The organism is Carboxylicivirga marina, from assembly GCF_016612505.1.
In the GTDB taxonomy this organism is placed as follows: domain Bacteria; phylum Bacteroidota; class Bacteroidia; order Bacteroidales; family Marinilabiliaceae; genus Carboxylicivirga; species Carboxylicivirga marina.
Genome location: NZ_JAENRR010000011.1, coordinates 25,034 through 45,655, shown reverse-complemented (window position 1 = coordinate 45,655; position 20,622 = coordinate 25,034). Strand labels below are relative to the sequence as shown.

Annotated in this window: 18 protein-coding genes; 4 read left to right on the top strand and 14 right to left on the bottom strand. The window is 39.7% G+C overall.

Annotated features, from left to right (window positions below):
• Positions 1–110: 110 nt before the first annotated feature.
• Complete coding sequence (locus JIV24_RS06650; protein WP_200464245.1) at positions 111–2,300, top strand: amino acid permease; 2,190 nt, start codon at positions 111–113, stop codon at positions 2,298–2,300.
• A 14-nt stretch (positions 2,301–2,314) separates the two neighbouring features.
• On the opposite strand, the gene JIV24_RS06645 is transcribed toward JIV24_RS06650, so the two are convergent.
• The 6 genes from JIV24_RS06645 to JIV24_RS06620 form a co-directional block, all read right to left on the bottom strand.
• A complete protein-coding gene (locus JIV24_RS06645) occupies positions 2,315–4,498 on the bottom strand; it encodes a KamA family radical SAM protein (RefSeq protein WP_200464244.1) in 2,184 nt (727 codons plus the stop codon).
• Positions 4,499–4,683: 185 nt separating this feature from the next.
• Positions 4,684–5,481, bottom strand: coding sequence for a 4Fe-4S binding protein (locus tag JIV24_RS06640; RefSeq protein ID WP_200464243.1), 798 nt, complete (start codon positions 5,479–5,481; stop codon positions 4,684–4,686).
• A gap of 203 nt (positions 5,482–5,684) precedes the next feature.
• Positions 5,685–6,074 carry an SRPBCC domain-containing protein gene (locus JIV24_RS06635; protein ID WP_200464242.1) on the bottom strand — a complete coding sequence of 130 codons (390 nt, stop codon included), beginning with the start codon at positions 6,072–6,074 and terminating at the stop codon, positions 5,685–5,687.
• A 249-nt stretch (positions 6,075–6,323) separates the two neighbouring features.
• Positions 6,324–6,695 (bottom strand): hypothetical protein, encoded by a 372-nt coding sequence (locus JIV24_RS06630; protein ID WP_200464241.1) that lies wholly within the window; start codon positions 6,693–6,695, stop codon positions 6,324–6,326.
• 89 nt (positions 6,696–6,784) lie between these two features.
• Entirely contained in the window at positions 6,785–7,744 is a 960-nt protein-coding gene (gene bioB, locus JIV24_RS06625; RefSeq protein ID WP_200464240.1) for a biotin synthase BioB, read from the bottom strand.
• 53 nt (positions 7,745–7,797) lie between these two features.
• Entirely contained in the window at positions 7,798–8,154 is a 357-nt protein-coding gene (locus JIV24_RS06620; protein WP_200464239.1) for a hypothetical protein, read from the bottom strand.
• A gap of 249 nt (positions 8,155–8,403) precedes the next feature.
• On the opposite strand from JIV24_RS06620, the gene JIV24_RS06615 reads away from it, so the two are divergent.
• Positions 8,404–9,813 carry an amidophosphoribosyltransferase gene (locus JIV24_RS06615; RefSeq protein WP_200464238.1) on the top strand — a complete coding sequence of 470 codons (1,410 nt, stop codon included), beginning with the start codon at positions 8,404–8,406 and terminating at the stop codon, positions 9,811–9,813.
• 70 nt (positions 9,814–9,883) lie between these two features.
• Here JIV24_RS06615 and JIV24_RS06610 read toward each other — a convergent pair whose 3' ends face one another.
• The 8 genes from JIV24_RS06610 to JIV24_RS06575 form a co-directional block, all read right to left on the bottom strand.
• A complete protein-coding gene (locus tag JIV24_RS06610; RefSeq protein ID WP_200464237.1) occupies positions 9,884–10,438 on the bottom strand; it encodes a 2-oxoacid:acceptor oxidoreductase family protein in 555 nt (184 codons plus the stop codon).
• Between the two features lie 28 nt (positions 10,439–10,466).
• Positions 10,467–11,231: a thiamine pyrophosphate-dependent enzyme gene (locus JIV24_RS06605; protein ID WP_200464236.1), complete on the bottom strand. Its 765-nt coding sequence runs from the start codon at positions 11,229–11,231 to the stop codon at positions 10,467–10,469.
• A gap of 3 nt (positions 11,232–11,234) precedes the next feature.
• A complete protein-coding gene (locus JIV24_RS06600; protein ID WP_234445732.1) occupies positions 11,235–12,317 on the bottom strand; it encodes a 3-methyl-2-oxobutanoate dehydrogenase subunit VorB in 1,083 nt (360 codons plus the stop codon).
• 31 nt (positions 12,318–12,348) lie between these two features.
• Positions 12,349–12,585, bottom strand: a complete 237-nt coding sequence (locus tag JIV24_RS06595) for a 4Fe-4S dicluster domain-containing protein (protein ID WP_200464235.1) — start codon at positions 12,583–12,585, stop codon at positions 12,349–12,351.
• Positions 12,586–12,713: 128 nt separating this feature from the next.
• Positions 12,714–14,033: an aminotransferase class I/II-fold pyridoxal phosphate-dependent enzyme gene (locus JIV24_RS06590; protein WP_200464234.1), complete on the bottom strand. Its 1,320-nt coding sequence runs from the start codon at positions 14,031–14,033 to the stop codon at positions 12,714–12,716.
• 90 nt (positions 14,034–14,123) lie between these two features.
• Positions 14,124–14,648 carry a flavodoxin gene (locus JIV24_RS06585; protein ID WP_200464233.1) on the bottom strand — a complete coding sequence of 175 codons (525 nt, stop codon included), beginning with the start codon at positions 14,646–14,648 and terminating at the stop codon, positions 14,124–14,126.
• A gap of 72 nt (positions 14,649–14,720) precedes the next feature.
• On the bottom strand, positions 14,721–15,422 hold the full coding sequence (locus tag JIV24_RS06580; RefSeq protein ID WP_200464232.1) for a hypothetical protein: 702 nt from the start codon (positions 15,420–15,422) through the stop codon (positions 14,721–14,723).
• A 347-nt stretch (positions 15,423–15,769) separates the two neighbouring features.
• The gene (locus JIV24_RS06575; protein WP_200464231.1) at positions 15,770–17,830 is read right to left on the bottom strand and encodes an acetate--CoA ligase family protein; all 2,061 of its coding nucleotides are present in this window, start codon (positions 17,828–17,830) and stop codon (positions 15,770–15,772) included.
• Between the two features lie 245 nt (positions 17,831–18,075).
• Here JIV24_RS06575 and hydE point away from each other — a divergent pair, with 245 nt between their 5' ends.
• Both hydE and JIV24_RS06565 read left to right on the top strand, forming a co-directional pair.
• Positions 18,076–19,170 (top strand): [FeFe] hydrogenase H-cluster radical SAM maturase HydE, encoded by a 1,095-nt coding sequence (gene hydE / locus JIV24_RS06570; RefSeq protein WP_200464230.1) that lies wholly within the window; start codon positions 18,076–18,078, stop codon positions 19,168–19,170.
• A 21-nt stretch (positions 19,171–19,191) separates the two neighbouring features.
• Complete coding sequence (locus JIV24_RS06565) at positions 19,192–20,421, top strand: exo-beta-N-acetylmuramidase NamZ family protein (RefSeq protein ID WP_200464229.1); 1,230 nt, start codon at positions 19,192–19,194, stop codon at positions 20,419–20,421.
• The last annotated feature ends 201 nt before the right edge of the window (positions 20,422–20,622 follow it).

Here is a 20,622-nt window from a genome sequence, read left to right as displayed (position 1 = left end):
GCTCATTCTGCAATAAATTGACTGGATCTTCTACTAATTTTAGTGTCATTGTTTGCCATTATTTGAGTTTAGGTACAAAAAATTCCTATTTTAGATGTATCTAAAAGCCTATGGACAAAACACACACTCTTAAAAAGTTCGGGACCTTTGGAGGGGTTTTCACCCCTACTCTACTTACTATCATTGGTGTAATAATGTACCTGCGTTTGGGTTGGGTTGTTGGAAATGCAGGATTACTAGGGGCCTGGCTCATCATAATTATTTCGTTTTTAATAACACTAACCACGGCGCTATCCATGTCGTCCATCACCACCAACATAAAAATTGGGGCCGGTGGAGCTTATGCCATCATCTCGCAGTCATTGGGGCTCGAGATTGGTGGAAGCTTAGGTATACCGCGTTATGTTTCACAGGCCCTGGCCGTTACCATGTATATATTCGGATTCAGGGAAGGCTGGCTCTCAATTTTCCCCACTCACCCGGCTTTCCTGGTTGATGTTACGGTCTTTATCGTGCTCTATGCTATTGCTTATAAAAGTGCCAATTTGGCCATTCGTACCCAATACCTTATCATGTCCATAATTTTTGCTTCACTGGTAGGAATGGCATTGGCGGCTTATTACGGTTCGATGCAAAACAGTATCAACGATACACTCATCTGGGGTAATTTTGCTGGTTCTATTGAAAATAATTTTTCAGGCTCCAACTTCTGGATAGTCTTTGCAGTATTTTTCCCTGCTGCCACTGGTATTATGGCTGGCGCTAATATGTCAGGCGAATTAAAGAACCCCAAAAAGAGTATTCCGGTGGGCACCCTATCAGCTATAGGCGTTAGTTTTGTGGTGTATATGGCCGTAGCTTTCTGGTTAGCCAAGTCAGCCAGTACCGAAGAGTTATTAACAAACTACAATATATTAATTGATAAATCCTTTTTCCCACCTATGGCGATTGCCGGGGTCTTAGGTGCCACATTTTCATCTGCTTTGGCATCCATGGTCGGTTCCTCACGCATCTTATACGCCATGGGCCGCCATCATGTATTGCCTGCCGGGCCGTGGCTAGGACGAACCGACAAAATGGGACAGCCACGCAATTCAATGATTGTAACCGGCACACTGGTGTTTTTAACCATGTTACTGCGCGACCTTAATGCCGTAGCACCACTGGTAACCATGTTTTTCCTGATTACATATGCCATGTTAAACGTAGTGGTTATCATTGAGCAAAACCTTGGTTTAATAAGCTTCCGCCCCATGTTCAGGGTATTAAAATGGGTGCCTTGGTTAGGTTTAGTCAGTTCGGTTGTTGCTATGTTTATCATTAATTCAACCATCAGTCTGGTATCATTTGCCCTGGTATTTCTGGTTTATGCTGTATTGTTACAACGTAAACTAACCACACCTTTTGATGATGTTCGAAGTGGCTTTTTTGTATCTGTAGCCGAATGGGCAGCCAAGCGAAGTGCCCGCTTAACGCAGCGTCAGGAACGCTCCTGGAAACCAAACTTATTAGTTCCGATCAGACATCCCGACACTATTAAAAGTTATTTCTCATTTTTAAAGAATGTAGCTTATCCACAAGGCTCCATCAAACTGCTTGGTCTGGGTTCCAAAGAAAAGTGCCCCGAATTAGGAGATAGCATCAGTAAGCTTTCTGACGAATACAAAGACAGCAATGTGTTTTCATCGTGGGCTGTTATCCGTACTGAGGATTATTCGCAAGGCGTTAATTTTGCCAACCAGGCCTACCGCGGCTCTTTTATCAAGCCTAATATTACTTTTTTAAACAGGATGGACCTTAATGAGCATTCTGTGGATTTTAGTGAGATTATAAATGAGGCTGCACGCTTGCAGCTAGGTGTTCTTATTTATGCTCAACATCCCGATGCCGGCATGAGAAAGCGACAGGTAATTAACGTATGGATCAGAAACCGAGCGCCAGAATGGAAAATCTCCTGGGATATTGGCAACCTTGATCTCTCTATATTGGTGGCTTATAAACTAAAACGTAACTGGGGTGCCAAAATTCGTCTGGTTACAGTGGTCGATAACGAAGAGCAAAAAGCACAGGCTCATCATTTTATGACAGAATTGATTGACCATGCCCGATTACCTAAAACGGAGATTAGTATTTACATCAACAATTTTAATGAGCTGATTAAAAATGCGCCCGAAGCCGATCTAAACATTTTCGGTTTGGAACCTCATCCTAATTTTAAATTTATGGATAAGATGGTTGAAGAAACACATACCACTTGCTTGTTTATTCGTGATTCGGGTCTTGAAAATATTTTTGCCTAAGTGTTAGCCTCCTCTTACAGGTTAGTAAAGTCTTGTGTTAGCTGATAGTCGTAATCTGGGTAATCGTATATTGGAATCCGTTGCTCGGTTTCACCTATTGAGTATCCCCAAATGCTTTCATAATCTTCAAATTCCTCCCCCAGATCCTGCATCTGGCGTTGGTATTCACTAATAGATTTGGATTCGATAATAATGACCTTGCTCATTTGCTGCATAGCCGGACTGTGGTTTCTGGTGTGATCGAGTTCAAATTCGAGTATACGTCGACCATAGCGGGTAATACCAATGGTTCGAAAAGTAAGGCTTTTACCAACACCTGGCAGGTTGAGCACATTACGATCGGTACCTAAAAAGGGCAAGCCACTCTCTTTCATCAGCTTGGCCATCTCCTCTTCAATGGCATCGGCATTGTTCGGAAACTCTTTAATCACCGGATAATATTCCTTTGGAATTTTGCCAATCACCTTCTCCTCCATCTGCTCCTGTACAGCACGCTCATTGGTGGCAAAGTTGAAGCTATTTTCCATGTAGCCTTTCACGCTAAAGGTATAATAATTGATTACACCAATTTCGTTTAACACTTTACGCAATTTAGCTGCATGGCCGCGTCGAGAAGCCGCAGTGGTAAATACGTGCTGGTTTGTTACCGTCCATCCGGCCGAGTTTAACAGTTTAATGGCCCGATGCGCTTCAGGTGTTACTTCCATGGGTGACTCAAAATGGGTTTGCATAAAAAACTGCTTAACACCAATTTCAGAAGCCTTCTTTTTGAAATCACCCAGAATGCTAACCAGTTCTGGCGTTATTCGTTGTGGCAGATATACCGGTAAACGACTCCCTAATCGAATACGCAAAATATGTGCATACTTTTCGCCATTAACTCTGTTTTTATTGGCTTCTACCTTATTAAGTGCCATTTGATAAACCCTGTCCAGAATCTTTTTAAGTGACTTATCTGAGCTCATCAGTGCATCACCTCCGGTAATAAGGATATCGCGCAATTGCGAATCCTTTTCAAAATATTGTAGTAGGTTATCCAGTTTCTCATCCCAGGTTTGCTTCGGTTTTAACTTATCCAGATTAAAATTCAGGTTACCACGTTGAAAATCATACATACGCTGGCATGAGGCACATAAGCCGCCGCATGCCCGTCCCATGGTATCAGGTATCAGTATGGCCACTTCGGGGTAGCGCCGATGAATATTATGCTCGCTTGGCAAAAACCAGCCAGCAGCGTTGGGCTCACCTGGTTTTACTGTATCCTCCTTTTCCCAGGCCACAATTTTGCCGTATTCATCAATTAGCTTCTGACTGTAGATAACGTAATGTCGGATAGCCAAATCAGCGCCAACAGCAAAATAAGGCACCCTCACGTGCATTAGCGACAGGTAATAAGGGTTCACAAAAAAAGGAATGCCTTTGGAAGCTGCATCATACAGGACCTTCATCGTATCAGGGTCAAGCGAATTGTCGAGCATCTCATTTAACAAATCAGGCGAACGTACAGCAAAACGTAGATGAAATAAGTGATTATCCCACCAGTCGAGTGCATGTAGGTACTTTTGTTCTTTTGATAAGCCTTCTGCAAAATAGAATCGACTGTCATTAACCTCGCCCGAATCAATAAGACGGATGATTATTTTCAGTATCCGATCTTTATTTTCCTCTCTTAGCTTAACTATCCTTGGGTCACGGCCTGAACACCAACGTGCCATCCACTCTTCCACCTGTTCTTTTGTCGGAATACTTCTTTTATACTCCCCTCTGAACTGCTTAAAAAGCATTAGCATATCCTTAAAGAAAAATGGCTTGGCTCCACCGGTACCTTTACTAACAGCTAACCAAATCAAATGAATAGGATTACTTATGGCCATCTCGCCCCGCAGGTTAAGATCTTCAAATTCGCGCCCCGCATTATCGATGTAATCCAATATACGGATAGCGGCAAAATCTTTCCAACTTAACTTCTCAAAGGCTTCACGACCATGTGCTTCTCGCTTATAAAATTGATAAGCATCAGGATGCTTCTTTATTTCATCCAGCACCCAATTGCGTACACCAACTAATACTTCAGTCTCATTTCTGCCGTTACGCATTATTTCTTCCAGAATGGGATTTTCATGCAATAACTGTCGTAATAACATATGCGATTTAACAGAAATAGCAATGTGATCGAGTTGATGATTATTTGTTGACATAGAATAGGGAATTTAAAGAATTAACTGTAATTAAAGGTACAATATTTATAGAGTAAATAGAAGTAAGCACTTGAAAACGAATGGCACAGAACTCTATCTGTAAGACTCTCATTTATAAAAAAACCTGCAAGTGAACTTGCAGGCTATACTGTAGAGAATCGATTTATTGTAGTATTCTTTAACTTTTACAAGGGGATATTCACCTCAATCTCTTTACGCTCTTTGTTTTTATCCATCAAGCGCTTTTTAGTGATCAGATACATAAGCCCACTAAATTGGCGAGCACCATAAGGACATACATCTATACAACGCGTGCAGGATATGCATGCTTTTTTATCGGTCTTTTTGGGATTTTGAGTATCTATGGCACCTACAGGACATGCCTGCACACAGCGCCCACAAAAATTACAATCGCCATTAGCTTTGGCCACCAAAGGAACAATACCCTGTGGCCTCATTGAAGACTTCTCCTCTAACTTAAATGCACCACCATTCATAATTCTTGAATGTTGCACACTCTTTTTACCAAATTGCCTGGCGTTATCCAAATCCCTTGCATCAGGACGACCTTTACCCAGCTCTGGAAATAACGAATGACGCGACACAAAGGCACCTGAGCTGATAGGAATAAAACCAGCTTCAACACAAATATTACTTAACTCACTCAAGGTATTCTCGTAATGACAATTACCATATGCACAGGTTATAATGGCTCGTGCACCATTCCCTTTAATTTGAGATATGTATTGAGCCGCAATAGCAGGCACCTGACCCGAGAAGGCTGGTACACCAACAACAGCAATATCATTAGACGTCAGCTCAATGTTCTTGAATAAACCCTGTGTGATATCATGAACGATAAACTCTTCGGAAATACCGCTGGCGATAGCTTCTACAATTTTTTTGGTAGAGCGGGCCGGACTAAAAAAGATAGCATGCACCTTTCGGGTACTGACAGTGGGAGAATCTGCTTGCTGAAACATTGTTTAAACTGTGCTTTAACTGCATCAATAATCTGACACAAAAGTACGGCCTTACAATACCCCTATAATTGACCGAAGTCATGTTTCCATGATGTTACACAACATGTTCGGTTAAAAGAATTTAAAATTATCGGTTTATGAGTTCTTGAATACAAATTAGAAACAACTAAACTCGAAAAGAAACTGAAAGCAATAGCTGCAATCTATTGCACTTCCAGAAATGTTTTAATTGCACCGAGGTAATAGTCATTCCATCCTTCAACAATGTCGTCATAGGCTTCCTCCGGAATATTCGTGTGCAGCAAATCAATTTGCACTTTGCCACCACTCTGTGGAAAGAATTTTATAGTCGCAATTGATGACGCTTCCTGCTCACCAAAATACCATTCCTGTACAATCTTTTTCTCGTCCTCTACTTCTAAAACACGACCTGTAATATCACCTTCCCACAAAGAGAATTCAGAGTTGGCCTCTTTACTCATCACCGCCGGATATCCACTCCATAACTCAATGGTAAAGGGATTGATAAATGCAGCAAAAGCATCTTCCATTTCTGCATTTACCTTGATGCGTGTTTTATAGTCTTTGTACATGATGGTTTGTTTTGTGCAAAGATAGGTTTATGAATGAAATATATTGATACCGTGATAAGCTGATTAACTTGAAATATTGTACGAAAGCAAATTCAAGTTGAATAACATACTCAAAATCTACAAATTGCCATATTATTATAACTGAAATATAAATCAAAATTAAATTCCACTCGTTACTGACAGTAATAAAAAAAAGAACCTGCAACTAAGTGTTACAAGTTCTTACCAAAGCCAATTCTGATTTTATGCTTAAATACCTAATGCCTTTATCAGGTCGGCCACCCGATAAAAATGAATCTTTGAGATATCATCCATCTTTTCCCTTAGGAGCTCATGATCTTTATAATACTGGTGGTTTTGAGTAATTGGAAAATCCTTATTATAAAATTGCAACTCATTTTCCTGCACCTTAATGCGATTGGACAGTTTACTAAGTTGCTCGGTATGCTCATCGAGCACCATTAACTCAACAGTATTGAGCTCTACAATCGTTTGCTCATGCTTTACTTCTTCGTTCCGATTTTTTAATATTTCAATCTCTTTAATAAACAAAGTGAGACGGTTTTTCCACACTTTATATTCAAAATCAAGATCTATTAAGTTTATATTGCCTCCCTTCATAGTTCCAGAGTTTTATCGTTAACTCTAATAAGTTAGCAAAAAAGTATTTTAAATGCATTATAATATGACGAATGGTTAATTATGAGTGATTAACAACCAACAATAAAACCGGCATCCTTAAAAGTCTCTTTATCTTGCACAATATTTGTTCCGATGGTTGTTAAGTAATCACCAACCAATGCAGCACTCACTCCTGCTTTTAAAGCTTTATCCTGAATACGAGTAATTAAACTTCGTCCGCCAGCCAATCGAATATTGGCCATTGGATTAATAAGTCTGAACAGCGCAAATGTGGTCAGAATCTCCTCATCAGACAATGGTTCAATTTCAGCCAACTTCGTTCCTTTAACAGGCATAAGTACATTAATAGGGATGGATTCGATTCCTAATTCAGCTAAATAAAAAGCCATTTCAATGCGTTGCTCCATCGATTCGCCCATACCAATAATACCACCTGAGCATACGCCCATGCCGGCATCACGTGCTGCCTTAATGGTCTTGACTTTATCTTCAATAGTATGAGAGCTGCACATTTCAGGAAAGAAGGAAGGTGCCGTTTCGATATTACAATGGTAATGGCTTACACCTGAATCATACAATTTATCAAGTTGTTGTCGATTTAGTAAGCCCATTGATGCACACAGATGAATCGACGATTTTTGATTGATTTTTCGATATACACCACAAAGCTGGTCCAGGTTTTTATTTGATATGACACGTCCACTGGTCACCAATGAAAATCGATCAACACCCTTCTGAGCATTCTCCTCTGCCAGATTCTCAGCTTCTTTTAAATCAACTAACTCATACTCTTCTACATTGGTATTATGAAACATGGATTGCGAGCACCACTTACAATCTTGTGAGCACTTACCCGATTTAGCATTCATAATGGAACACAGTTCCATATAATCGCCTTTAAAATGCTGTCGAATAGTATTGGCCAAATCATACAATCCTTCTTTATTATCAATTTTGGCTAATGCAAGTGCTTCTGCTTGAGAAATCACACCTCCGTTTAATAGTCGTTTTTTAATTGTTTGTATCATATTGTATAAATAAAAAACCGCCAATAGAACAAGCCTATTGACGGTTAGAAATATCATCTTAATCTATTATAAACATCACTTACAATATCAGTACTTGCCTTCAATGTTAACAACACTGGCTCTGCAAGTCGATTCTCTTCCATACAGTCATCGTTAAAAGGTTGCAAAGCCCAAGACAACATGGTTTCGATATGGCCTAATAACAGCCCAATACACTGAAGAAGGGCCACTGATAAACAACCGATATGGACAACATTACCCAAGGATCCAAAAATAGCGTAGCCTTTACGGCTCCATTGTTTGAATATACTAAAAGCTTTTTTCTGATTATTTAAAATCTGACTTCCCATCACTACAAAACTAAAACTTAGTTTTATATCTGAACAGCAATCAGCATTGCTTTGTAACATACCGGCATAAATTGTTCATAACTTTTTTGAAGTACCAAAGCATCATTCTTTCATCGCAAACAGACCAAGTGGTCACATCAGATAACAACATAAACTAAGCTTCAAACAGATTCTACAAAACATAACACATCCAACCTACTACATTTAGAATAAAACCAAATAAGATACGGTGCTAAATATTGGCTTTTTAAGCACTTAGAATTAATTAAATTAGTCAGCTTATTACCTCAATCACAAATATTAATACACATGAGCGGATTTTTTGGCAGCATTTCAAAAAGTGACTGCGTAACAGATGTTTTCTATGGGACAGATTATCATTCTCATTTAGGAACCAAAAGGGCTGGAATGGCATTTTTTGACCCTCAAAAAGGATTTCAGCGAGCAATTCATAGCCTGGAAGATGGTTATTTCAGAAACAAATTTGAAGCAGACATTGAAGAGTTTGATGGTACAAGCGGCATTGGCGTTATCTCCGACACCGAAGCGCAACCTATTATTGTCACATCGCATCTAGGACGTTTTGCGGTCGCCACAGTTTCAAAGATTAATAACATTGACGAACTGGAAGAACGTTTTATTAAGCAACATCGTACTTTCTCAGAAACCAGTCAGAATAGCATTAACCCTACTGAATTGGTGGCCATGTTAATAGCTGAAGGCAAAACCTTTAAAGAAGGTGTTGAGAATGTATATGATAGCATTAAGGGCTCTTGCTCAATGCTTATATTAACCGAGGAAGGCTTGCTGGCTGCCAGAGATAAACTGGGCCGAACACCAATTATAATTGGCAAGAAAAAGGATGGCTATGCTGCATCTTTTGAAACTTGTGCTTTTTCCAACCTTGATTATGAAATCGAGAAATACTTAGGCCCTGGTGAAATCGTTCAAATTACGGCCGATGGGTACAAACAGCTACGCCAAGCTAACAAAAAAATGCAGGTTTGCTCATTCCTTTGGGTTTATTACGGGTATCCGCCATCGTTTTACGAAGGCATTAATGTAGATGAAAGTCGTTACCGTTGCGGTGCTGCCCTGGCTAAAAGAAATGGTACCGATGCCGATTTTTGTGCTGGCATTCCAGACTCCGGTGTTGGTCATGCGATGGGTTATAGCCATGCAACAGGTGTTCCATTAAAACGCCCTTACTCAAAATACACCCCAACATGGCCTCGAAGCTTTATGCCACAAAGTCAGAAAACACGTGATTTGGTAGCCAAGATGAAGCTTCTTCCAAACAAAGCTCTGATTGAGGGTGGCCGAGGTATTTTTCTGGATGATTCAATCGTGCGTGGAACACAGCTAAAAGACAACGTTCAGGATTTACACAAAGCTGGTATTAAAGAGGTACATGTGCGCATTGCTTGTCCTCCCCTTACCTATCCTTGTGAATTCCTAAATTTCAGTCGTTCTCGTTCAAACATGGATTTAGCCACCATTAAAGCAGCTTGCAAACTGGAAGGCAGAGAAGATGTGGATATGAAGGAATACTCCGATTGCAATTCGGAGAAATACAATGCCATGATTGAGGAAATACGCGAAACACTCGATTTAACCTCATTGAAGTTTCAAAGATTGGACGATTTGGTTGAAGCCATAGGCCTGCCAAAAGAAAAGCTGTGTACCCATTGTTGGGATGGCTCAAGCTATTTTGAATAACATACAAATGCATGCATACAAAAAGAGCGCACCCAATTGGATGCGCTCTTTTGTTTTATGAGTAGTTGGATTATTTAACCAACGAAACTTCTTTAATAACCTCACCACCACGTGTAATGGCTTTCTCATTCATTGGAATAAGATGATGATGACGTTCTGGCAATGACTTTTTCAAACCAGCTACCACATTCTCCATTTTCACAATAGGCTTCACCTCAAGATAACCACCCAATACAATCATGTTAAATGTTTTTACAGCATGCATGCGTGCAGCTTCATCGGTTGCATCAACTCGATAAATATTAATATCGGTACGCTCAGGATGACGTGTGATACCATTGCCATCGTAAATTAAAGTACCACCTGGCTTTACATCGTTCTCAAACTTATCCATCGACTGCTGGTTAAGAATGATAGCTGTATCATATTCATGTAGAATTGGTGAGCTAATACGGTCTTCACTCAGAATAACCGTTACGTTAGCTGTACCACCTCTCATTTCCGGACCGTAAGCTGGCATCCACGACACTTCCATATCTTGCATAACGCCTGAGTAAGCAAGAATCTTACCCATTGAAAGTACACCCTGTCCACCAAATCCGGCTATAATAATTTCTTCTTTCATTTTGTCAATTTTAAAAGATTAAACCGAACTACTCGCTCTTAATATCACCAAGTGGGTAGTAAGGGAACATGTTTTCTTCCATCCATTCATTGGCTTTAATAGGTGTCATTTTCCATCCTGAGTTACAGTTTGAAACCACCTCAACCAACGATGTACCCTTATTTGCCTGCTGGTTTTCAAATGCCTTACGTAACGCTTTCTTGGTTTTACGTACATTGGCAGCTGTGTGTACCGACTGACGAGTGACATAACAAGTCCCTGGTAATTGTGCTAAAATTTCAGAAATTTTGATTGGCTCACCATCGTGGCTTACGTCACGACCAGCAGGACAAGTAGAAGCTGCCATACCTGGCAAAGTAGTTGGTGCCATCTGACCACCTGTCATACCGTAAATACCATTGTTAATGAAAATCATAACGATATTTTCGCCACGGTTACATGCGTGAATCGTTTCAGCAGTACCGATAGCTGCTAAATCGCCATCGCCCTGGTATGAGAATACATTTTTCTCAGGCATTAGACGCTTAACGGCTGTAGCCAATGCTGGTGCACGACCGTGAGCAGCCTGCTGCCAGTCAATCTCTAAAAAGTTATAGGCTAACACAGAACAACCAACAGGTGCAATACCAATGGTTGTATCCTGAATATCCATTTCTTCGATTACCTCAGCAATTAGCTTATGAACTGTACCGTGTCCACAACCCGGACAGTAGCTTAAATCATTATCTGAAAGAACCTCGGTTCTTTTATAGATAAGATTTTCAGGTTTTATAATTGAATTAATTTCTGACATTGCTTAACCTCCTATTAATTTTTGTTCTAATGCTTCTACAACTTCACCTGGTGAGTGTACTGAACCACCAAAACGACCAAAATGCTCAACCGGTACTTTACCATTTACAGCTAATCGTACATCCTCAACCATTTGCCCGGCACTCATCTCAACAGAAAGCATACCCTTTACCTTTTCGGCATATTTCTGAATTGGTTGTGTTGGGAACGGATATAAAGTAATCGGACGAAGCATACCAACCTTGATACCTTTTTCGCGAGCAATTTCAACTGATTTTTGACAAATACGAGCACTTGAACCATAAGCTACGATAAGATACTCAGCATCATCACACATTACTTCTTCGAACAATACTTCATTTTCTTCTACAGCCTTGTACTTAGCCTGCAGCTTATGATTGAAAGCCTCCTGAACAGATGCTTCCAACTGTACAGATGTAATGATATTTTTAGCTCTGTCTTTCTTTTTACCGGTTGTCGCCCAAGGATAATTTTCTTCAATATGTTCCATGGTCCAACGTGGCTTGAATTCTTTCAACTCCACTTTTTCCATCATCTGACCAATAACACCGTCAGATAAAATCATAACCGGATTGCGATATTTAAACGCTAAATCAAACGCATCTTCAACAAAGTCAGCCATTTCCTGAACTGAAGCCGGCGCCAGAGTAATTAATTTATAATCACCGTGACCACCACCTTTTACAGTCTGAAAATAATCGGACTGAGCAGGCTGAATAGTTCCTAATCCTGGTCCTCCTCTTACTACGTTTACAACAACACAAGGTAACTCTGCTCCTGCCAGGTAGGTAATACCTTCCTGCATCAAACTCATACCCGGACTTGAAGAAGAAGTCATAACACGCTTACCACATCCGGCACCACCATATACCATATTAATCGATGCGATTTCACTTTCTGCCTGCAATACAACCATCCCGGTTGTTTTCCAAGGCTGCTCGGCCATGAGGGTCTCCATTACTTCCGATTGAGGAGTAATAGGGTAACCAAAGTAACCATCCACACCTGCGCGGATAGCGGCTTCAGCAATCGCCTCATTACCTTTCATTAATTTTAATTCTCTCATGTGTGACTAAATTTCCTTTATGAGTTTTACATTAAGCAGTAGCACCTGCCTTAGCGCGATAAACAGTAATACATGTATCGGGACAAATAATCCCGCAATTAGAACAACCGATACAAGCATCGGGATTTGCCATGTAGGCGTAATGATACCCTTTGCCGTTAACCTCGGCAGCCAATTCAATTACCTTTGTGGGACATACGGTTGTGCAAACGCCACAGCCTTTACACCTCGCTTTTTCCACCACAATTGCACCTTTTGCTTTTGCCATATTATTGAGTCTTTAATAGATGTTACAAATTTAAACCAATAGCTCAAAAAACCACATGACTACTATCAGTATACCCTTGTTTATAAACAGTATAAACAAGCTTTCAATTTATCACCAAATACCTAAAATCAGGCATTATCAGCTTTAAATGCTTCTAATCTATTCTTTAATTCGTCAAAGCGCTCCTTACCTGTTTGCGATACACAAGCACGCAAACTCTCTTGCTTACTTCCTGTTTTACCTAAAGTAATAGCACTAATTCCGTAATACAACAGCTTCTCCAATAACTGTCCACCTGTCATATCACCATACGAAACTGTGAAATAGAAACCATCAGCCAATGGCTCGTCAATATCTTTATCGTAGGTAAGGTTAAACCCATTTGCTAAAAACAAATCCTTCATGACCTTACCACGTTCTTTATAATCTTTTACTTCTTCCAAAAAGTTAAAATCACCATCATTGGCAGCCTTTAACATGGCAGCCAAGGCATACTGTGCCGAATGTCCTGTACCGGAAGAAAGCGCATATAATACACGAGTTACCAACACCTGACCGTACTTATCTACACCAAAGCGTTCTTCCAGATTTTCGTAACGACGATTATACAATGAATCAGACATGCAGGTTAAACTCATGCGCTGCCCGGCATAACTAAAGGCTTTGGAACTCGATATTAACAATACATAGTTGTCGGTATAATGCCCTACAGACACCTGATATGGCGCCTCAAACGGCTTAGACAAATCCTGACGGAAATCCATCGCAAAATACGCCAAATCTTCAATAACAACCACATCGTATTGTGTAGCTAACTCACCAATTATCTTTAGTTCTGATTCGGTAAAACACACCCATGTTGGGTTGTTAGGATTTGAATACACAACCGCATTAATCTTACCTGTTTTGAAGTACGACTCTAACTTTTCACGAAGTGCTTCACCTCGATAGTCATAGACATCAAACGAATCATATTTATAGCCCAGTACATCAAGCTGCTGTTTTTGAACCGGAAAACCAGGATCGATAAACAGTAAAGTGTCACGTTCTTTATAAAGCTGGCCCGAAACCAAGAAGTTAGCATACGAACCTTGCATTGAACCAACAGTTGGCACGCAACACTCAGGTGAAATATCTAAATTAAGAAATGCTTTTACAAAGCGACTTGCTTCTTCCTTTAGCGGTTTAATCCCCTCAAGCATCGGGTATTTTGAAGCTACCCCTCTCTTCAAGGCATCAATTTCTGCATTCGTTGCTATGTCAGAAGGCATAAGCCCCGGAACACCCATTTCCATTCGGATGAACTTCTCGCCACTTTGCTCTTCAATATCATTTACAATGGAAACAATTTCACGAATTGTAGCATTGTTAAGGTCGCCAATTTGATATTTTGCCAGAACTGCATCAACAATTTTGGCGTCAATTGGTGTATTAGTGTATGATTGCATGTGTTTTATTTTCAGCAGAAACGCTAAACGCTCCTTAACTTATGAAAACAAAAAGGGTGGTACAATGCACCACCCTATCTGTTAAATATTTTAAAATCCAAACTCGTTAATGAGTCGGTTAATCCAATTTTCAACACGAACATCCGTTTTACCGGCTTCGTTATCTTCATCTACAGGTAATCCCAGAAACTGACCATCCTTAATACCTTCAGACTCTTCATAAACATATCCTTCTGTTGAGCAGAATCCAACCACTTCAGCTGCTGTATTTTCTAAGCGTTCATACACCCAACCCAATGCATCAACAAAGTGCTGTGGATATTGAATATGATCACCCAAACAATACATGGCCACTTTCTTACCTTCCCAGTTTACTTTTCCAACCTTCGTCGCAAAAACATCCCAATCAGTATCCTTATACTCAGAGTCCCAATTTGTTTTACCAATGGTTGACATACCAAAGATTAACTTATCGAATTGTTCCAATGCAGATTCATCTACATTTTTAACAGCAATAAGTTCCACCTTATCAGCACCAAACTTTCCTTCGATGACATGCGCAACCTTCTCTACGCTACCCAATTCAGGACCATAAAAAATACCAATCTTAGACATAGTTAATGATTTTTACAGAGGTTTTTATATTATTCAAATATGCTTTTTTTAGCCGAGATATGCAACCAGCCTTTATTCTGATACTTTCTTATTAGCCGCTATAGCCAGCAATATCCCCAATATTATTCCTAAAAGTGCAGCAAACAACACACGGTATTCTGCTGGCATCAAGAAAGTGATGGTATGAGCAGGAATCCAAAAAAATGGTATCGTTTTTTTGAAAACAAAATTCCATTGCATGCCCCAATCCAATTCCTTCATTATCTTCCCAAAAGCAATAGGTTTTAGCAAACAAGCAAGCTTGCCCTCATTCGCAACAATGTGCGTATCCGTTATGCGATGCAGCGTCATCATCACCGGAGCATAAACCAGATTCATGGCTGCACTAATACTGAAAGCTACTAACAATTTGGAAGCTGAAAATGGTTGCGCCATAACTTCAAGTGCATTTTCGAGCCCCATTTTTTGTAAAAACACTGGTACCCCAGATGCAAAAACAACAAATGCCATTTTAATAGTCAAGCCCAACAATCCCCATATAACAGCTCGCGGAATGACTCCAAACCCTGCCGCAATAAATTTGCCAGTTCGAATACGTAATCCGATTACTTCTCCCAAGGTTGCCAAAATAGCAAACTTAAGAAAACTCATAACCATTGGATGTTCCAGATTAAATGAAGCATACCAATTATACACATAATCACTAAGGAAAAATGGCAGAAAAAACACCACAACCATGGCGGCAAAAATAATATCTCTTATTGTCTTGTTCATTTGTTAACTCTTTAGCCCATTACCATTTATTAATTATCATCAAATCCCGATAAAAAACTCACAACCCCTCTCCTAATCCTTAATTAGCAGGCATTTCAAACAATAACAATCTGTAAGGCATTACAAAAATAGTAGCTTTTTATATTATTTTATCATTCACAATAATGATTTAAATCAAGTTTAGCACTAATTTTCTTTAAATGTAGATTGAGTAACTTCTTTTGCTCGAAATTATTTAACGAAAACCTTCATTTAAGGATATTTTTCTTTATTCACGACACTAACAATAAAAAAGCCGGCCTTCCATTGAAGTGCCGACTTTTTCATCATTATCAATACACAAACAGTTACTTCTCAATCCGAATACGGGCATCTACAGCAATTACTTTTTCGCCTTCTCCCAACAACGGATTTATATCCATTTCTTTAATTTCAGGTGCATGACACAACATATTCGATAAACGAACAACGATTTCAGCATATTTGTTCTCATCAATACCTTGCTGCCCTCTAACACCCTGAATTATTTTATAACTCTTCAAATTATGAATCATTTCTAAAGCCTCTGATTGGTTCAATGGTGCCAATCCAGAACTCACATCCTTCAATACCTCAATAAAGATACCTCCCATACCGCATAACACCATGTGACCAAAACCAGGCTCGTAAGTTGCACCAACAAACAGCTCCTTACCGCTCAACATCGCCTGCAACATTACCCCAGTAGCATCTTGAATTTGCATCATACGCTCAAACTCAGCAACTAGTTGCTCATCTGAATCAACATTCAGAACCACACCTCCAACATCGGACTTATGTACCGGTCCAACCACTTTCATCACCACTGGAAAACCAACCTCTTTGGCAGCATTTTTTAAATCCCCAACCTTATCGCTCACAAATTCCCTTACCCGTGGAATACTCGCCGCATCCAACAACGATTGAACGACCTCTGGTGATGCATAACCATCTTGTTGCGATTCAATAATGCGGCGCACCTCAGCTACATCAACACCATCATTATTAAGCCCAGTCATCACAGGCTTTGGTGTATTATATATTTTCGTAAGCGCATTACCAAACATCACCTCATCCGGGAAATTAACATTACCCATATTAATGAACATCTCAATATCATCCTTCACATTTACCACAGAAGGCAAAATTGGATAGATTGGCTTTTTACAATCTCTTATTTTTTGATGCAGCAGCTTGTACACTTCAGCATTGGAGAATAAACCCGGACTACCAAACACAACCGCCATTGCATCAATGTGCTCAAAATCATTCTCGCACGCTTCGATAATATCGCCGAGCTGCTCGGCCGTTCCTGTTGCTAAAAAATCAATTGGATTAGCCACACTTGAACCTGGGTACAATTTCTCCAACAAAGCATCCGCTTTAGGCCCGTCAATTGCCGGCACTTCTAACCCACCGTTTGACAAAGCATCAGTTAACATCACAGCAGGTCCTCCCGCATGAGTGATGATAGCTACATTCTTACCCTTTAGTTCCTCCAACATAAATACTGCTGCCACATTGGCCAGCTCTTCTCGACCATAACAACGAACAATACCCGCTTTTTTAAATAAAGCATCAACCGCCAAATCACTACTTGCTAATGCACCTGTATGACTTGAGGCAGCACGACTACCTGCATCTGAACTACCCGCTTTAATCGCAGCAATCTTACATCCTTTATTTATTAATGAAGAAGCATGCTTCAATAACTTCTGTGGATTATTTACACTTTCGAGATACAAAAGCTTAATCTTTGAACTTTCACCCTCAACATAAGTATTATCAAGATATTCTAAAACCTCTTCAACACCCGTTTGAGCACTATTACCAACCGAATAAACACTATTAAATTTAAGCCCCTTGGCCATTCCGGCTTCAATGATAAACACAGCAGTAGCTCCTGAACCTGATATAAAATCAGCACCCATTGGCTCTAAAGCAGGTATCGGAGTTGTAAACACACTACTATGGTTCGTAGTTAATACACCTACGCAGTTAGGACCAATCAAACAGCCTCCAACTTCATTTATTGTTTCAACAATTTGATGCTCCAACGCAGCACCTTCTTCATTTTCTTCACTAAAACCAGCAGATATAATAATAAAAGCCTTTGTACCTTTTTGCTTAGCCAAAACTTCAACAGTTTGCGGACAGAACTTGGCAGCAATAGCCAATACAGCTAAATCAACATTCTGAGGCAAATCCGCCACATCACGATATGACTTGATACCTTGCACTTCGTCACTCTTAAGGTTGGTAACATACAAATCTCCTTTATAATCACCATCTACTATATTCTTAAGAATTTTGCCCCCTGGCTTCATGACATCATCAGAAGCTCCAACCACCACGATGCTTTTAGGATTGAGCAATTGTTCGTTTATCATTTGTCTACTCTTTTTGTCGGTCAAATATTAAATAATTGAGTTTTTAAAGAAAGTCATGTTTAAATATGATTAAAATCATAAGCTACTAAAAAGCCCATAAACAAAGCCACTAATACAACTAACACATTAACCCAAATAACTTTTAGTAACAATTTGTTACCTGCGCAAAAATACACGAATGATTCAATTTTCAAACCATAAGCTATTGTTTTTTTCTTATTTTTACCCAATCTAAAAAGGGAAAGATGAGCACAGAAAGAATCCGGAAAATCATTAATAATAAAGACTTTACAAAAGAAAACCTAAGCTATCTGATTAGTCTGGAAGGAGATGAACGAGATTATTTTTTAAAGCAGGTAGGTAACACCTATACAGAAAGCCTAGGAAAAAAAGTCTATTTCAGAGGCCTGGTCGAATTTTCAAATTTTTGCACCAAAGATTGCTACTACTGTGGTATTCGAAAAAGCAACACACACTCCGAAAGGTACGATATTGATAACAAAGCAATTGTTGACGCTGCTATTTTTGCACATGAAAACAAATACGGCTCACTGGTACTTCAATCAGGCGAAAGAAGCGACAAAGCTTTTACGGTGCGCATCACAAGCCTTCTAAAAAAAATAAAAGAGGCCACAAATGGTGAATTAGGCATCACTATTTCTCTTGGCGAACAAAGTGAAGAAACTTACAGAGATTGGTTTGAAGCCGGCGCTCACCGCTACCTCTTACGAATTGAAAGTTCAAACCAGGATTTATACTATAAAATTCACCCTAAAGATGAAAAGCACAACTTTGAAACCCGCATCAAATGCCTTAAAACACTACAAAAAATAGGTTATCAAACAGGAACAGGCGTTATGATTGGTCTACCCTTTCAGAGCTATAATGATCTGGCCGATGATTTACTTTTTTTTAAAAACACGAACATTGACATGGTAGGCATGGGACCATTTATCGAGCATACCGAAACACCTCTATACGAACACAAGGATGCCCTATGGTCATTACAGCGACGCTTTGATGTATCGTTGAACATGATTGCCACACTTCGCATATTAATGCCCGACATCAATATGGCTGCAGCCACTGCACTTCAAGCGATTGACCCTATGGGAAGAGAAAAAGCATTACGCTATGGTGCCAACGTAATCATGCCTAACATTACGCCAACTGCCAACAGAAAGGATTACACCTTATATGAAAACAAACCGTGCACCGATGAGGGAGCTGACGATTGTGCCAATTGCCTGAGCATACGGGTTGAAATGGCAGGGCGTGAGATTGGCTATAACGAATGGGGCGACTCGAAGCATTTTTTTAAGAGACAAGAAAAAAAATAAGCAAACTCAATACCATGACCAATGAAATACCTTATCCTAGTTTTAACACTCATACTTCAAATTAATTCAATACCTGCTCAAAAAGTAAAAACTGGCATTGAAGTATTACAAGATTTAAAATTTAAAGCACTTACCGGCAAGCGGATTGGTTTAATTACCAATCCAACAGGCGTTAACAGCCAACTTAAATCAACCATTGATATTTTATTTGATACTCAAGATATTGAGCTAGTTGCCTTGTTTGGACCAGAGCATGGTGTCCGTGGCGATTATTCAGCAGGCGACAAAGTCAACTTTTTTACTGACCCGAAAACAAACCTTCCGGTATATAGCCTGTATGGGAAGAACAAAAAACCAAGCCCAGAAATGCTAAAAGGAATTGATGTACTGGTGTACGACATACAAGATATTGGTTCTCGTTCATACACCTACATAAGCACACTAGGACTTGCTATGGAAGCTGCAGCTGAAAACAATATTAAGGTGGTTGTACTTGATCGTCCCAACCCACTTAATGGGATAAAAATGGAAGGCTTAGTAACAGAGCCGGAGTTTATTTCGTTTGTTAGTCAATTCCCGATTCCATATGTACATGGCTTAACCGTTGGTGAACTAGCAAAATTGCTCAATGGCGAGAAAATGCTCAAAGGAGGTGTACAGTGTGAGCTTGAAGTAATTAAAATGAATGGCTGGAAGCGTCCAATGACCTTTGAAGAAACAGGATTACCTTGGATTCCTTCTTCGCCTCACATACCACATGCCCATTCATCCTATTTTTATCCGGTAAGTGGTATCCTTGGTGAACTATACGTTTATAATATAGGCGTTGGTTACACTTTACCTTTTCAGTTATTTGCTGCAGAATGGATAAACGCAGATAGCCTTGCGAACAATTTGAATGCACTGCAAATAGACGGCATTACATTCAGGCCCGTTCATTTCAAACCCTATTATAGTGTGTCAAAAGGCAAGATGGTGCATGGTGTTCAGGTGCATTTTACCAATTACGAGAAGGCTCCTCTTTCCCTTATCCAATTTTACATCTTACAAGAAGCCTATGCTTTATGGCCGGAGCACAATGTATTTGAACTCTGTGATGAGTCAAGAATCAGCATGTTTGATAAAGTTTGCGGAAGCAACAAAGTCAGGAAAACATTCACTAAACGATGGCAAGTAGCTGATATTGAAGAAATGTGGCATAAGGACATTCAGGCATATCAGGAAAAAGCTCAAAAATATTTTATCTATTAATAAACAAGGGTATCAAAAACTTAAAACTACAGAGTTTTTAAGTTTAAATTGTCGGGATGACAAGATGAGTGTCGTCCTCTGTAAATCTCTTATATACAGCATGTCGTGAAAATCAAATTTTAGCGATTCCCGAGGGATTCCCGATTTAAATGATTGAATTTGATTGTCTTTGATATCCTTTGACAGTGACAAAGTTACGAA

Coding starts and splice junctions, on each gene's coding strand:
- bioB (WP_200464240.1), bottom strand. CDS start 7,744: ATGATACAAACAATTAAAAAACGACTATTAAACGGAGGTGTGATTTCT.
- JIV24_RS06565 (WP_200464229.1), top strand. CDS start 19,192: ATGAAATACCTTATCCTAGTTTTAACACTCATACTTCAAATTAATTCA.
- JIV24_RS06600 (WP_234445732.1), bottom strand. CDS start 12,317: ATGAGAGAATTAAAATTAATGAAAGGTAATGAGGCGATTGCTGAAGCC.
- JIV24_RS06640 (WP_200464243.1), bottom strand. CDS start 5,481: ATGTTTCAGCAAGCAGATTCTCCCACTGTCAGTACCCGAAAGGTGCAT.
- JIV24_RS06620 (WP_200464239.1), bottom strand. CDS start 8,154: ATGTTACAAAGCAATGCTGATTGCTGTTCAGATATAAAACTAAGTTTT.
- JIV24_RS06585 (WP_200464233.1), bottom strand. CDS start 14,648: ATGTCTAAGATTGGTATTTTTTATGGTCCTGAATTGGGTAGCGTAGAG.
- JIV24_RS06595 (WP_200464235.1), bottom strand. CDS start 12,585: ATGGCAAAAGCAAAAGGTGCAATTGTGGTGGAAAAAGCGAGGTGTAAA.
- JIV24_RS06635 (WP_200464242.1), bottom strand. CDS start 6,074: ATGTACAAAGACTATAAAACACGCATCAAGGTAAATGCAGAAATGGAA.
- JIV24_RS06605 (WP_200464236.1), bottom strand. CDS start 11,231: ATGTCAGAAATTAATTCAATTATAAAACCTGAAAATCTTATCTATAAA.
- JIV24_RS06575 (WP_200464231.1), bottom strand. CDS start 17,830: ATGATAAACGAACAATTGCTCAATCCTAAAAGCATCGTGGTGGTTGGA.
- JIV24_RS06615 (WP_200464238.1), top strand. CDS start 8,404: ATGAGCGGATTTTTTGGCAGCATTTCAAAAAGTGACTGCGTAACAGAT.
- JIV24_RS06645 (WP_200464244.1), bottom strand. CDS start 4,498: ATGTCAACAAATAATCATCAACTCGATCACATTGCTATTTCTGTTAAA.
- JIV24_RS06630 (WP_200464241.1), bottom strand. CDS start 6,695: ATGAAGGGAGGCAATATAAACTTAATAGATCTTGATTTTGAATATAAA.
- JIV24_RS06580 (WP_200464232.1), bottom strand. CDS start 15,422: ATGAACAAGACAATAAGAGATATTATTTTTGCCGCCATGGTTGTGGTG.
- JIV24_RS06590 (WP_200464234.1), bottom strand. CDS start 14,033: ATGCAATCATACACTAATACACCAATTGACGCCAAAATTGTTGATGCA.
- JIV24_RS06650 (WP_200464245.1), top strand. CDS start 111: ATGGACAAAACACACACTCTTAAAAAGTTCGGGACCTTTGGAGGGGTT.
- hydE (WP_200464230.1), top strand. CDS start 18,076: ATGAGCACAGAAAGAATCCGGAAAATCATTAATAATAAAGACTTTACA.
- JIV24_RS06610 (WP_200464237.1), bottom strand. CDS start 10,438: ATGAAAGAAGAAATTATTATAGCCGGATTTGGTGGACAGGGTGTACTT.